The 13159-nt window shown below is 39.0% G+C and carries 15 protein-coding genes and 1 pseudogene; 5 read left to right on the top strand and 11 right to left on the bottom strand.

Annotated features, from left to right (window positions below; translation table 11 throughout):
- Nucleotides 1–49: 49 nt before the first annotated feature.
- From AKG34_RS15205 to spoIIM, 6 genes are all read right to left on the bottom strand, one after another.
- The gene (locus tag AKG34_RS15205; RefSeq protein WP_053346848.1) at nucleotides 50–862 is read right to left on the bottom strand and encodes a purine-nucleoside phosphorylase; all 813 of its coding nucleotides are present in this window, start codon (nucleotides 860–862) and stop codon (nucleotides 50–52) included.
- A 17-nt stretch (nucleotides 863–879) separates the two neighbouring features.
- A complete protein-coding gene (deoB, locus tag AKG34_RS15210) occupies nucleotides 880–2067 on the bottom strand; it encodes a phosphopentomutase (RefSeq protein ID WP_053346849.1) in 1188 nt (395 codons plus the stop codon).
- A gap of 309 nt (nucleotides 2068–2376) precedes the next feature.
- Nucleotides 2377–3270, bottom strand: coding sequence for a site-specific tyrosine recombinase XerD (xerD, locus tag AKG34_RS15215; protein WP_053346850.1), 894 nt, complete (start codon nucleotides 3268–3270; stop codon nucleotides 2377–2379).
- Between the two features lie 5 nt (nucleotides 3271–3275).
- Entirely contained in the window at nucleotides 3276–3503 is a 228-nt protein-coding gene (locus AKG34_RS15220; RefSeq protein WP_053346851.1) for a YqzK family protein, read from the bottom strand.
- Nucleotides 3504–3725: 222 nt separating this feature from the next.
- On the bottom strand, nucleotides 3726–4184 hold the full coding sequence (gene fur / locus AKG34_RS15225) for a ferric iron uptake transcriptional regulator (protein ID WP_053348129.1): 459 nt from the start codon (nucleotides 4182–4184) through the stop codon (nucleotides 3726–3728).
- Between the two features lie 118 nt (nucleotides 4185–4302).
- Nucleotides 4303–4950: a stage II sporulation protein M gene (spoIIM, locus tag AKG34_RS15230; RefSeq protein WP_053346852.1), complete on the bottom strand. Its 648-nt coding sequence runs from the start codon at nucleotides 4948–4950 to the stop codon at nucleotides 4303–4305.
- Nucleotides 4951–5100: 150 nt separating this feature from the next.
- On the opposite strand from spoIIM, the gene AKG34_RS15235 reads away from it, so the two are divergent.
- On the top strand, nucleotides 5101–5664 hold the full coding sequence (locus AKG34_RS15235) for a GNAT family N-acetyltransferase (RefSeq protein WP_053346853.1): 564 nt from the start codon (nucleotides 5101–5103) through the stop codon (nucleotides 5662–5664).
- A gap of 67 nt (nucleotides 5665–5731) precedes the next feature.
- Here AKG34_RS15235 and AKG34_RS15240 read toward each other — a convergent pair whose 3' ends face one another.
- Both AKG34_RS15240 and AKG34_RS15245 read right to left on the bottom strand, forming a co-directional pair.
- Nucleotides 5732–6910: an endonuclease Q family protein gene (locus AKG34_RS15240; protein WP_053346854.1), complete on the bottom strand. Its 1179-nt coding sequence runs from the start codon at nucleotides 6908–6910 to the stop codon at nucleotides 5732–5734.
- A complete protein-coding gene (locus AKG34_RS15245) occupies nucleotides 6911–7462 on the bottom strand; it encodes an NUDIX hydrolase (RefSeq protein ID WP_053346855.1) in 552 nt (183 codons plus the stop codon).
- Nucleotides 7463–7537: 75 nt separating this feature from the next.
- On the opposite strand from AKG34_RS15245, the gene mciZ reads away from it, so the two are divergent.
- The 3 genes from mciZ (at nucleotide 7538) to AKG34_RS15255 (ending at nucleotide 9735) form a co-directional block, all read left to right on the top strand.
- A complete protein-coding gene (mciZ, locus tag AKG34_RS27095; protein WP_083450812.1) occupies nucleotides 7538–7699 on the top strand; it encodes a Z-ring formation inhibitor MciZ in 162 nt (53 codons plus the stop codon).
- A gap of 57 nt (nucleotides 7700–7756) precedes the next feature.
- Nucleotides 7757–8665, top strand: coding sequence for an aldo/keto reductase (locus tag AKG34_RS15250; protein ID WP_053346856.1), 909 nt, complete (start codon nucleotides 7757–7759; stop codon nucleotides 8663–8665).
- Between the two features lie 644 nt (nucleotides 8666–9309).
- Nucleotides 9310–9735 carry an organic hydroperoxide resistance protein gene (locus AKG34_RS15255; RefSeq protein WP_053346857.1) on the top strand — a complete coding sequence of 142 codons (426 nt, stop codon included), beginning with the start codon at nucleotides 9310–9312 and terminating at the stop codon, nucleotides 9733–9735.
- Between the two features lie 49 nt (nucleotides 9736–9784).
- Here AKG34_RS15255 and AKG34_RS15260 read toward each other — a convergent pair whose 3' ends face one another.
- The 3 genes and pseudogenes from AKG34_RS15260 to AKG34_RS15270 form a co-directional block, all read right to left on the bottom strand.
- Nucleotides 9785–10222, bottom strand: a complete 438-nt coding sequence (locus tag AKG34_RS15260; protein ID WP_053346858.1) for a MarR family winged helix-turn-helix transcriptional regulator — start codon at nucleotides 10220–10222, stop codon at nucleotides 9785–9787.
- Between the two features lie 191 nt (nucleotides 10223–10413).
- Nucleotides 10414–11619 (bottom strand): annotated as a pseudogene (gene tnpB, locus AKG34_RS15265) (IS200/IS605 family element RNA-guided endonuclease TnpB).
- 226 nt (nucleotides 11620–11845) lie between these two features.
- Complete coding sequence (locus AKG34_RS15270; RefSeq protein WP_053346859.1) at nucleotides 11846–12106, bottom strand: YqkE family protein; 261 nt, start codon at nucleotides 12104–12106, stop codon at nucleotides 11846–11848.
- A 128-nt stretch (nucleotides 12107–12234) separates the two neighbouring features.
- Between AKG34_RS15270 and AKG34_RS15275 the strand changes: the two genes are divergently transcribed.
- Nucleotides 12235–13146, top strand: coding sequence for an alpha/beta hydrolase (locus AKG34_RS15275; protein WP_053346860.1), 912 nt, complete (start codon nucleotides 12235–12237; stop codon nucleotides 13144–13146).
- Nucleotides 13147–13159: the final 13 nt, after the last annotated feature.

The following is a 13159-nucleotide window of genomic DNA, read 5'->3' on the forward strand; positions in this document are numbered from 1 at the left end:
GGCACCGCTACATTTAGCTGCGCTTATTTTATTTTAAATTTAAACTGTTTTAAATGTCCTTAACGATTTGTTTAACAAATTCCAGAAAACTACTCTTTACTTTTTCCGTCGTTTCAATTACTTCTACATGTGACAACGGCTGATCCAAAATGCCTGCAGCCATGTTGGTAAGACATGAAATACCGAGTACTTTCATACCGCTATGTCTTGCCACAATAACCTCCGGAACAGTGGACATGCCGACTGCATCCCCGCCAAGAATCCTTGCCATTTTCACTTCTGCGGGTGTTTCATAGGTCGGGCCTGAATTCCCAATATAGACACCTTCTTTAATATCCATACCAAGCGATGAAGCAATTTTTTTAGCTTGAGCTCGCAGCTCTTTGTTATACGCTTCTGACATATCAGGGAACCTAGGACCAAACCGCTCTTCGTTTGAACCAATTAATGGATTTGCTCCCATTAAATTGATATGATCCGTAATTAGCATCAAGTCTCCCGGTGCATAGCTTTCATTAACACTTCCCGCGGCATTAGTTACAATTAACTGCTCAACTCCAAGAAGCTTCATTACACGCACAGGGAATGTGACTTTCTCCATAGAGTATCCCTCATAAAAATGAAAACGACCTTGCATAGCTACAACTTTTTTGCCGCTTAAAATACCGATGACAAGCTGACCTGCATGTCCCTCAACAGTTGATACTGGAAATTCCGGTATATCGTGATATGGGATCGTAATAGGATTCTCAATTTCATCTGCTAATACCCCAAGTCCCGAACCAAGAATCAATCCTATTTCTGGAGAACCATCAATCTTACTTTTTATAAATGAGGCAGCTGCTTCTATTTTATTAAACATATATATTTTCTCTCCCCTTAATTCATATCGCCCAAAATATTTTTTCCGAAGGCAGGCATTTTCACATCAAAGTTAGCTGCGACTGTTGCCCCTATATCAGCAAATGTATCTCTTATTGGAAGCTCGCCAGCTTCTGTAAATCGTTTAGAATAAACTAATAATGGCACATATTCTCGTGTATGGTCGGTCCCTTCATGTACCGGGTCATTCCCGTGATCAGCAGTGATGATTAATAAATCGTCCTCTTTTAGCTTCTCGAGTACTTCTGGCATTCTAGCATCGAATTCTTCTAATGCCTTTCCGTAACCCTCTGGATCACGTCTGTGACCGTATAAAGCATCGAAGTCGACCAGGTTAAGGAAACTTAAACCTTTGAAATCCTGTTCGATGGTTTGGATTAATTTATCCATTCCATCCATATTAGATACGGTCCTTAAGGATTCAGTGACCCCTTCACCATCAAAAATATCAGAAATTTTCCCGATTGCCAGAACATCATATCCGGAATCTTTCAATTCATCCATAACCGTCCTGTTAAATGGTTTTAAAGCATAATCATGACGATTAGGCGTTCTTTTGAAGCTGCCTGGTTGGCCTGTGAAAGGTCTTGCGATTACGCGTCCAACCTTAAATTCATCAGCCATTGTTACTTCACGTGCAATCTCACAAATTCGGTATAATTCTTCTACCGGAACTATATCTTCATGGGCAGCGATTTGTAAAACTGAATCCGCAGATGTATAAACAATTAACGCACCCGTTTTCATATGTTCTTCGCCAAGTCTTTCAATGATTTCCGTCCCGCTAGCCGGAATATTCCCAATAATTCCACGACCCAATTTCGCTTCGAGGTCATTGACTAATAATTCTGGGAAACCATTTGGGAACACACGAAATGGAGTCGATATATTCAACCCCATAATTTCCCAGTGTCCAGTCATCGTATCTTTTCCAGTAGACGCTTCTTTCATTTTCGTATAGTATGCGAGCGGTTGCTTCGCTTTATCAATCCCTTTGATTTCACGGATATTGCCTAAACCCAATTTTGCGAGATTTGGCATGTTTAATCCATTCATTTTTTCTGCGATATGACCAAGTGTATCTGACCCTTTATCACCGAATAAATCTGCATCAGGTGCTTCACCAATCCCTACTGAGTCCATAACCACTACAAAAATACGTTTAAACGCTGAATTCCCTTTCATGCTCATTCCTCCTAAAATAGTAAATCAGTTTTTATACTCTCTATATTACCCGTATACTGTTTAGTTACTCTTCAATAAAATGAAAATCACGAGAACGTCAGAAGTCTGACCTCTCTACATTGTAAACGATTACCATGATGGAGACAAATAATATATTCCTGAAAGAAAAAAGTATCACTAGATGTTCACAATGTCCACTATAGCGATTTAGTATCGACCGTTTGTATCCCCTTTCAATTTCAAAAAAGGCTGCTTCCTTCATCTGTTTTGCAGTGAAGTTCACAACCTCTCTATCATTCTACTAAACTTCTAAGCTCGCGGATGAAATTTTGAATATACATCCTTAATCCGAACGTTTGTAATATGCGTATAAATTTGCGTCGTCGATATATCCGCATGACCTAGCATCTCTTGGACTGCCCTTAAATCTGCCCCATTCATTAATAGGTGTGTCGCGAAGGAATGACGCAAAGTATGTGGTGTGATTTCTTTTTCTATTTGCGCCGTTTTCACAAGTTTCTTTAAAATCTTCCAAAATCCCTGTCTTGTCAGCCTGTTCCCATGATGATTCAAAAAAAGTGACTCTGTTCGGTGCTTTGGACTAGCAAATTTTCCTCGGGCCCTATCCAAATAATGTTCAATAGCACCAAGTGCCGTTTGGCCAATTGGAATGATTCTTTCTTTATTTCCTTTTCCAATACAGCGGACAAAGCCCATCGATGCATGGACATCACTCACATCCATTGATATTAACTCACTTACGCGCATCCCTGTCGCATACATCAATTCAAGCATCGCCTTATCACGCAAACCATATTCATCCATTACCTTTGGGGCCTCTAATAACGCTTCCACCTCTTCCATGCTTAGCACTTTTGGGAGGCTTCGCTCTGGTTTTGGTGTTTCTATATGTATAGATGGATCCTGGTCGGTCACCCTTTCTCGGAGAAGAAATTGATGAAAAGACCTAATGGAGGCGATATGACGCGCTACCGTTTTCGATGATTTGCCCTGATCCTTCAAATGAACGAGAAAATGCAAGATGTTCACCCTCCGCGAATCATTCCAGCTGGTAATAGTTTCTACATTTTTCAAGTAGCTCCAATATGAATTTAAGTCGCGTTCATAAGAAACGAGCGTATTCTTGGCAAGTCCTTTTTCTATGGTTAAAAAATGAATAAAATCCCTAATTTGATTCTCCATATTCATTACTCCCCGTTTAAATAAAACAACATTAAGCGTTCAAGCCATGCATCATCACCTGTATCAACAGCCTTTGATACTTTTACAGCCATACCTTTTGGTTCGTCATAACGATGATAACTTTGATATTCCTGATTTAACCATACCATTCCTATATAAAAAAGAATAGTGAAGCTAACAAAGAGAATCATCACTTTAGCTGTATGTAGAACAAGCGACAATGAAGTTTTCATCACCTTTCCCCTCCCATTCGATCCTTTGTATCAATCTATGCCCAACAGGACAAGTTTTATACATGTTTCGGTAAGGAGAAAGCAAAAACAACTATAAAAGAGAAAAGTGACGTTATCCTAATTTCCTGAATTCAGCTACATGTCGAATGGACCTTGCTCTGCAGATATTTACCCTTTTAAAAATGCAGAAAACCTTCTCCATTTAATGGAAAAGGTCCGACTTTATTCACCTTTATTCTCGTCTTTCTCATGGCATCGATGACAAATACCATGAAAGGTTAATCTATGATCTTTTATCTTGAAGTTCCAGTCACGTTCTACAATGGATTCTACGTCTTCAAGTAAGTCTTCTTGAATCTCATCTACCGCTCCACATTCCACACAAACAAGATGATGATGGAAATGGGCAGCCCCTTCTTGTCTTAAATCATAACGGGAAACCCCGTCTCCAAAGTTAATTTTATCTACTATCTTCAATTCAGTCAGCAACTCTAGCGTACGGTATACTGTTGCCAATCCAATTTCCGGCGACTTTTCTTTGACAAGGAGGTAAACGTCTTCTGCGCTTAAATGATCCTCTTCGTGCTCAAGTAAAACGCGGACGGTCGCTTCTCGTTGAGGCGTTAGTTTGTAGCTGGACGAGTGCAACTGCTTTTTTATTCTATCAATTCTGTTTTCTATTTCCATACCTATATTCCCTCCCGCGCCGCTATCTTATCCATTATATCAAATGAGGGAAAACTGTCAAAATAGATTTCTTGTTAATGATAAAAAAATTGTTGTGATTAGCAAATTCCCTTCAATGACCCAGGAAACTGACGACATTTTTCATTAAAGAGGGTGATAAGTATGCTTCAAATACAGCAGCTGTAATTAAAAATAATCCTGACAAAATTAATGAAAAAATATAGCGTGATATAATTGGCTTCAGCGGCTCTCGAATTTGCTTGAGGAAAATCCGGCTGATCATTTTCATTGATAGCGAGACAGCAAGGACCGTTATCACGATGAAAATCGGTACAATGAATATATTTTGTGGTAGAATTGCGACAAATGATAATAAGAACCCGCTCCACCCCATTTGATTAACTAAAAAGCCGACTGTAAACCCTACAACCATTCCTTTAATAAATAACAATATCAAGATAACCGGCAACCCAATAACCGAAATCCCAAGAATCCAGATGAGGCCTATATATTTTATGTTATGCATAATACTTTGGCTAAACATATCATGCGAAGATGCAAATTCTCCTTTGGTAACTTGTCCAAAAAATTGTGATAAATAATAGAACAAGTCCTCTTTTTGGGTAAAACTCAAACTATTTACGAGTACAGCGCCAAAAATGACACCCATTAAAAAAAGCACAGTGATAAAGACATATAATGAGGAATGTTCGTTAATGTGTTTCATTACGGCATTTTGTACGACAGATTTTTTTTTCATCTTTCATCCTCCCAACTCCGCTTACTAGAATCTATGTTTTCACTCTTTCATTTATGCTAAAGAAAACAAGTATGAATTCCCTTATCAGGAAGAACACCTCAAAGCAATATCATGTTATAATTTTCCATAACCATTACTTGGAGGTGTGATATGAAAGCTATATTAATGGATTTCCCAGAAAAAATTGAAACTCCACGGCTATATCTAAGACCTTGTCAACCTGGAGATGGCAAAGATGTGTATGAAGCCATTGTCCGTTCCCAGAATGAATTAAAACAATGGCTTCCATTTGCCCATCAGGAACCGTCCTTGGAAACCTCAGAACAGAACGTCCTAAAAGCCTTTTCGGACTTTATTTTAAAAGAGGATATTAGACTTCATATTTATAGGAAAGAAGATGACCAATTCATCGGTTCCACTGGTCTGCACCGAATTAACTGGGATATCCCCAAATTTGAGATTGGCTATTGGATTGATACGATGCACAGTAAAAAAGGGTACATAACCGAAGCGATTGAAAAGTTAACCCAATTTGCTTTTCATCATTATGGGGCAAAGCGGATTGAAATCCGCTGTGACACTAATAACCTTGCTAGTAAACGAATTCCCGAAAAACTAAAGTATACTCTTGAAGGAACTTTACATAATGACTGTCTAAGTGCTGACGGCAAGGAATTGCGGGACACCTATATATATGCAAAAACAACAAACTAAAAAAAGTCCTGACAGTATAAGCCTCCTCTGTCAGGACCCTTTTTTGTTCCCTTACATAAACAAAAAATTAGCTGTTCTTTTTTACTTTCCCATACTTACCTCCGCCCCCAACTTCAAAAGTAAGCTCCCCTTTTCTGGCAGAATCGATATAGTGGGCCAATTTTTCAGGAACGATTTCTGTGAGTTGTTCAAGGGTTACCTCATGAAGGATTTTCATCTCGGTTCCAAATGCCTTTAGCAGTTTTTCCATTGATTTAGGACCAAGTCCCGGGATGAAATCGAGGGGCACTTGATGGATATATGGCGGTCTTTCCCTTCGTTTCTCTCCATTCATTTTAGGAATAGATAGTTCCTCTATCCGAGTCGACACCCCTTTAATGATAGTCTTGTTTCCACATTCAGGACATTGTTCATTATCCCTTAACAATTTATGTAAACATCCTGAACAAACGGTTTGATGATATTTTCCCAATAAGGGATTCAACCCATAATTGGCTGATACCTTTCGTCCTTCTTTATCTTGAAGGGCTTTTGCCAACTCGTTAAAACTTGGTTCATTAAGTCGAATTTTTTGATATTCACGAGCAATTTTCCCAAGCGAATGTGCGTCAGAATTCGTCACGAAGACAAAGGATTCCAACTCTTTTATATCCTTGACCATATCTGTATCAGAACTTAACCCAAGCTCGATGGCGTCGATTAACTCTGGATCGAATACTTCAGCCAGACTCGATCTTACCCCTTTACCATATAAACTTTTAAAGGGGGTAAAAACATGTGCTGGGATAAACAAGCCGCCAAGTGATTTTACGATTTTTTGCAGTGTTCTTCCGTCACAATAAATTCTTTGAGAGCTTAAGGTGATATTTTTAACATAACCGCTCATCCACACCGAAAAATTCTTCATCGCTTCCAATGTAGGAAAATAGGCAAGAACATGGATTGGGCCATTACAATGCTGATCATAAATTTCAATTTCAGAGCCTGGAATGATTGTTGTGTTCCGGTAAAGAAGACCGCCTTCATCCTTCTCTGTAATTTCCCCGTCCAGAATTCCTGCTTCAATCTCTTCGATAACTTCAGGAGAATGGCAGTCAATTATCCCGATTAAATCGAGACCTTTTCTCTCACTTGCCACTTGTATCACCTTGCTGAAGGTCAACGTTTTAGCACCGGTTATTTTTACGGCCTTTCCACTTCTTGTTCTACCTATGTGGATATGCAGGTCAGCGTAATACTCTTTCATTTATGAAGTCATCACTTTTTTCAACTGCAGGTACTGAACTGCATATGCCGTTTTGGCATCCTGGATTTTCCCTTCATCTATATAGGTTTGAGCTTCCTCTACCGTCAGCTCAATCACCTCGACAAATTCATCCTCATCCAAGGGGGCCGCATTTTCTTTCTTTTTCAAATTGTGGGCTACATAAATGTGAACCAATTCATCAGCAAAGCCTGGGGACGTATAAAAGGAGATGATGTGTTCCATTTTTTCGCATACATACCCTGTCTCTTCTTCAAGTTCCCGTTCTGCCGACAGAATCGGTTGTTCGCCTTTTTCGAGCTTTCCTGCAGGAATTTCAACCAGACTTCTCTCCAGCGCTTTACGGTACTGTTCAACCATGATGATTTTATTGTCTGCTGTAACAGCTATGATTGCAACCGCTCCCGGATGCTTGATGATTTCACGTTTACTTGTTTTTCCATCTGGAAGTTCTACATCATCCACCTGTAGGCTGATTACTTTACCGGTGAATACTTTTTCCGAAGATATTGTTTTTTCTTCAAATTTTTTCATCCTGACCACTCCTCTGTTCTAATTGCAGTATTATTCTTCATACATTTTACCATAATAGAGATGGAGGGCGATTCGATGAAAGTTTATGTATTGGAAAAAGGCGTCATTTTATCTGGAAAGAGTTGGGAGATCATTCAAAAACTAAAACAATTGCAAAATAAATATGTCTATATCAATGATTGGATTGCCGACATACACGATCAACAGGCAACCTCTCCTTTAAAACGAATCAAGTGAATTCTTTGAGCGAAATGGATTTGTCCTTTACAATGTAGGTAAAGGGAGTGGATAAAATTGAAAAATCGTAGACTAGGAAATTCAGAGTTATTCGTATCTGAAATCGGGCTCGGCTGCATGTCATTGGGTACTGTCGAAAGTCAGGCATCTGAGATCATACAGGCTGCTTTGGATGAAGGAATCAATTATTTTGATACTGCTGACTTATATAATTTCGGTGTGAATGAAGAAATCGTCGGAAAAAACTTAAAATCGGTCCGCGAGCAAGTATACATAGCCACGAAGGTCGGAAACCGCTGGAATGAAAATAAGGATAGTTGGAGCTGGGATCCATCTGGCACCCATATCAAAACGGCAGTAAAGGACAGCTTAAAACGGCTAGGAACCGATTATATTGATCTTTATCAGCTGCACGGGGGTACGATTTCAGACAATATCGAAGAAACTGTTGAAGCCTTTGAGGAGTTGAAAAAGGAAGGCTATATCCGGTACTATGGAATTTCCTCAATTCGCCCCAACGTAATTAAGAAATTTACCGAAAAGTCTGATCTTGACTCCGTGATGATGCAATACAGCCTACTCGACCGCCGCCCAGAAGAGTGGATGCCTCTTTTGGAAAACAAACAGATCAGCATCATTGCCCGTGGCCCCCTTGCTAAAGGACTGCTTAGTGAGAAAATGCTTGAAAAGGCAAATGAAGATGGTTATCTTGACTATAGTTATCAAGAACTTAAAGATCTGCTTCCACAATTAAAGGACAAGCTTTCCGGCAAAAAGTTGAATGATACGGCCCTGCAATTTGTATTGTCACACCAAAGCGTTGCTGCTGTCGTACCTGGAGCAAGCTCAGTGCAGCAGCTCCGTGAAAACTGCCGTGCCGTTAAAAGCTCTTCGCTTACTGAAGCTGAACTTGATGTGTTGAAGCAGTTGACCAAAGTAAACAAATATGAAAGTCATCGGGATTAAAAGGGAGACCTTAAACTAACCTAGTGTTTCCAAGAAAAATAAAAACCAGCAATAGGCTACCTTATCTCCGTAAAACAAGCGGGCTGAGGTAGTCTAATTTCGTTTAACGCTATCTTCATTATCTGATTTATCCGTTTTCACATCTGCTTATTTAATAGGGAAACCCTTTAACTTAAACAAGCTTGCCCCCATCTAATTGCCTTCTTCCAACATTTTACCCTTCTCGATATACTCCTTTTGATTGCATTGTATTGACTCTGTTTTTTAGGGTACCACAACAATATGTATTATCACTTTTTTCTTAATTAAAAATAGTGTTTATTCCCTTTATTAGATTATCTTGCCTAACGTCATTTCAGCACACTGTCATTATACTTATTAAACACCCAATGCAAAAAGATTCGGTCACTCCCATTAAACAAGATATTTAGTAAACAAAGCGACGGAGAACCTGGAGGATTGGTGTTTTTATGGGGAGATGTATTGCCATTTGATGTAACAAGAGTTACTGAACATACCATTAATTAATTGAGAGATTTAACGATATTAATGATTTTCACAAATTCTTTTCTGTTGCTTTCCGTAAATACATGCTATACAATTCAATTGTGCACAATCCAAATATGGAACAAAGGAGAAAAATGATGACAAAAACATTATTTACTACGTCTGTAACGGTTGATGGGGGAAGAGAAGGAACGGCCATTTCTGCCGATGGAAACTTCACAGTTGATATTGCGATGCCTGGAACGCCGAGGGCTAATAAGATGCCTGAAGCATCTAATCCTGAACAGCTCTTTGCAGCTGGGTATGCTGCTTGTTTTGATAGTGCTTTGCAATCCGTTGGTAAAATTGAACGCATTAAATTTGATTCTAAAGTCACTGCTAGTGTCAGTTTATTGATGGGTGAGATGCATCAGTACAGCTTGGCTGTCACTTTAGCAGTGAGGGGATCTGGGATCGATAAAGAGACGTTTGAAACCCTTGTTCATAAAGCGCACCAAATGTGTCCTTATTCAAAAGCAATCAACGGCAATGTGGACGTCACTATTGAAATCGATGTAGATTAATATATCCGACAAAAAAACGCTTGGGCTCCCCAAGCGTTTTTTCTTTCCGCTAAAATTTCTGTAATGTTTTCAATAGTTGGAGCAGCGAAGCTTTCAAATCCTCAACTACTTGCTTATCCTCACCCGACATGTCTGAAATGCGTTCGGGAATGGTGCAGGCTTCTTCCTTCAAACCAAGTCCTTTTTCAGTCAACTGAACCATGACAGACCTCTCATCTTGAGTGGAACGTTCACGAACAATCAGACCGTTTTGCTCCATTCGTTTTAACATGGGGGTAAGCGTTCCTGAGTCGAGAGCAAGAAGCTCCCCTAGTTTTTTGACTGTAAGTGTATCCTGTTCCCATAGTAGAAGCAGGACGAGATATTGAGGATAAGTTACTTCAAGTTTATCAAGCAGCGGTTTATATTTCTTTGTCATTTCCCTTGAACTTGCATAAAGAAGGAAACATAATTGATTTTCCAGTACATATTCTAATCTTTTTTCCATCATATCACCAGCTAGTAGTAGTAGTCCATTTGATCTGTGAATACATATCAAACTTATCTTTAATATAATCGTTATACTTTATAAAATAAAGCAATATTCGTTATTGATTGAACTACCCATCACTTATCGACCTTACGGTCTGATTGAAGTGGGGGATTCCTAAGAACATTTGCCTATCGGCCAATTTTTAATTAGGCTACTCCCGTAGTTCCTACGGTTAGAAGCCTTATGGCTTCATTCATTAGATTGAGTCCTGCGTTAATATCTCGATCGTGGTGAGTAGAACAAAAAGGACAATCCCATTCACGAAGATTCAGATGTTTAACGTCTTTATTTTGGTAACCGCAGCTAGAACACAATTGGCTAGAAGCAAACGTTTTAGATACGGTCACGATTTATTTACCATACCATTTTGCTTTGTATTCCAACATTTTTTTGAATTGGTACCAAGATACTTCACTAATAGCTTTAGCTAGTTTGTGATTTTTCATCATATTCGACACTTGCAAGTCTTCCATTCCAATAACATCGTGGTTTTTGATGATTTCGGTAGAAACTTTATGTAAGTAATCCATTCGGGCATTTGAAATTTTTTCGTGTAGGATAGCCACTTTTCGTTTTTGTTTTTGATAGTTTTTGGCTTCAGCCAATGGTTTATTTTGATTCAAGGCTATTTCTTGTCGCCTTGAAAGAATCCGTTGTGCTTTGGACAATTTCTTTTCGACCGTCCGGAAGAATTTTGGATTTTGATAGACTGTACCATCTGAAAGAATAGCAAAGTTCTTCAATCCAACATCTACACCGCACGAACGATTCGTTTTAGGAAGTACTTGTACATTGGTTTCGGCTAAAACGGAAATGAAATATTTACCCGAAGGGTTCCGCCTGATTGTGGCATTGATGATTCGCCCTTCGACTTCGCGGCTTTTAGCAAAACGAACTAGACCGAGTTTTGGCAATTTGATTTTGCTTCCAACAATTCCAATATTCCCATTCGTATGTTTAGTCGTATAGGACTGGATAGGATTCTTTTTCGATTTGAAGCGAGGTGACTTGTTTTGCTTTTTATAATATCGACTATAGGAATCTGCTAAATTTTCCACCGATTTCTGTAAGGCAATACTGTCTACTTCTTTCAGGAAAGAATACTCTTTCTTTAAAGCGGGAAGTTCTTTGATTGTTGCGTATTTATTCAGAAAAGAACCTTTCCATTCATTAGAGGGTAATTGGCCGTTCTGCTTCATTTCTTCACAGATATACCAGTAGGCATCTTTCTCATTTTGTTTGCCTAAAAAGAAGTTATAGACAAAACGGGAGCAGCCGATCGTTTTATTGATTAGAACTAGTTGTTCTTTAGTTGGATAGATTCGAAATTTATAAGCTTTGTTTACGACCATTGGTTTCACCCCCTTATAGTTATAATCAACCATCGAACGTACGTTTGTCAAAGATCACTTTGGCTTATGCCAACCGCCATTCATCTCCCCCTTACCATTGGGCTCTCGCCCTTCACACGCTTGAAGAGGGAATCTTCTGGCGGGAAATGATAAATATCGGCGTACTCTTTCAGAAAGAGTGGTTTATCAAAAAGGGAGACAGTACCAAGTCTGCTCCCTTTTTACATTATTTATAGTTCTTCCAGTTAAGATTGCTTTCTCCCAGCAGCTCTTCGAATGATTTATTTTTCTCACGCCATTTTCTTTCTTCGCGTTTTTTTTCTTCTTCCGCTGCTTTTTTCTCTTGTTCAGCATCATTCAGTTCTTTTTGCTTTTGACGAAGCTGGGACATGATATCTTGATTAAGCATATCACCAAGTTTCAATGATGATGACTCTTTATCTTGTGTTTTGCTTTGATTTTGATTCCGCGGCTGTTTCTTTTTCATCCCTAAAACCTCCTAGCCATTATGAAATTATTATATCACGACTGCGGTTTCTCTCGTTATGATTTTCAAACAGTGTTTTCTCCATTCCCCTCATGGTAAAATAAAGAAAATAACTGAGGAGGATTTTCATGAAAAAATGGTGGCTTGCATTGGCTGGAATTCTGACCTATATCATCGGCGTCGGCATTTATTTTTCTAATCGGATCATGTACATGAAAAAGAAGGAAGATGATTTTATCCAGAATCGTGAAATTATGGCTAAACGTCTAATTAAAGAGGATTTTGATATCCTACCTAAAACTGAAATCTGGGTACCTTCACCATCCGGATATTCCTTGAAATGTTTGTTTATCGAACCGTTTGAGACGAATAAGTGGATTATTATTTCACATGGTGTGACGGAGAACAAAATTAATTCGATTAAGTACATGAACATTTTTCTTAAGCGCGGCTTCAATGCTATCATTTATGATCATCGCCGTCATGGAGATTCTGGTGGTAAGACTAGCAGTTATGGCCATTATGAAAAATTCGATTTGAAGGCCGTGATCGACGAATTGAAAAGACGTAAAGGCTCCGACGACCTTCACATTGGCATTCATGGGGAATCCATGGGAGCCGCAACTCTGCTTCTGTATGCCGGGATGCTCGAAGATGGCGCTGATTTTTACATTGCCGATTGCCCATTTTCAAACTTTGAGGAGCAGATCAAACACAAAATCAGCGCGGAAATCCCTTTACCATCTTGGACCGTGTTTCCGCTTGGTCGTACATTCATCAAACTTCGTGACGGATATTGGACTAAAGAAGTGTCACCGATCAATTATATAAAAAATATTAAAAAACCAGTACTGTTCATTCATAGTGAATATGATACCTTTATCCCCGTTTCCATGACAACGGAATTATATGCAGCAAAAGAGGGGCCAAAGCAGCTGTACATTGCTAAAAAGGGCGCCCACGCTCAATCTTATAATGAAAATCCAAAAGAATATGAAGAACAAATTGATCAGTTTCTTAAACAGCTTGTATTCAGATAGAAAAAGAGAGGAT

It is taken from the genome of Peribacillus butanolivorans, from assembly GCF_001273755.1.
In the GTDB taxonomy this organism is placed as follows: Bacteria; Bacillota; Bacilli; order Bacillales; family DSM-1321; genus Peribacillus; species Peribacillus butanolivorans.

Bases quoted from the DNA above. Each gene is read 5' to 3' on its own strand.
- AKG34_RS15205 (WP_053346848.1), bottom strand. From the start codon at position 862: ATGTTTAATAAAATAGAAGCAGCTGCCTCATTTATAAAAAGTAAGATT.
- deoB (WP_053346849.1), bottom strand. From the start codon at position 2,067: ATGAAAGGGAATTCAGCGTTTAAACGTATTTTTGTAGTGGTTATGGAC.
- xerD (WP_053346850.1), bottom strand. From the start codon at position 3,270: ATGGAGAATCAAATTAGGGATTTTATTCATTTTTTAACCATAGAAAAA.
- AKG34_RS15220 (WP_053346851.1), bottom strand. From the start codon at position 3,503: ATGAAAACTTCATTGTCGCTTGTTCTACATACAGCTAAAGTGATGATT.
- spoIIM (WP_053346852.1), bottom strand. From the start codon at position 4,950: ATGAAAAAAAAATCTGTCGTACAAAATGCCGTAATGAAACACATTAAC.
- AKG34_RS15235 (WP_053346853.1), top strand. From the start codon at position 5,101: ATGAAAGCTATATTAATGGATTTCCCAGAAAAAATTGAAACTCCACGG.
- AKG34_RS15240 (WP_053346854.1), bottom strand. From the start codon at position 6,910: ATGAAAGAGTATTACGCTGACCTGCATATCCACATAGGTAGAACAAGA.
- AKG34_RS15245 (WP_053346855.1), bottom strand. From the start codon at position 7,462: ATGAAAAAATTTGAAGAAAAAACAATATCTTCGGAAAAAGTATTCACC.
- mciZ (WP_083450812.1), top strand. From the start codon at position 7,538: ATGAAAGTTTATGTATTGGAAAAAGGCGTCATTTTATCTGGAAAGAGT.
- AKG34_RS15255 (WP_053346857.1), top strand. From the start codon at position 9,310: ATGACAAAAACATTATTTACTACGTCTGTAACGGTTGATGGGGGAAGA.
- AKG34_RS15260 (WP_053346858.1), bottom strand. From the start codon at position 10,222: ATGGAAAAAAGATTAGAATATGTACTGGAAAATCAATTATGTTTCCTT.
- AKG34_RS15270 (WP_053346859.1), bottom strand. From the start codon at position 12,106: ATGAAAAAGAAACAGCCGCGGAATCAAAATCAAAGCAAAACACAAGAT.
- AKG34_RS15275 (WP_053346860.1), top strand. From the start codon at position 12,235: ATGAAAAAATGGTGGCTTGCATTGGCTGGAATTCTGACCTATATCATC.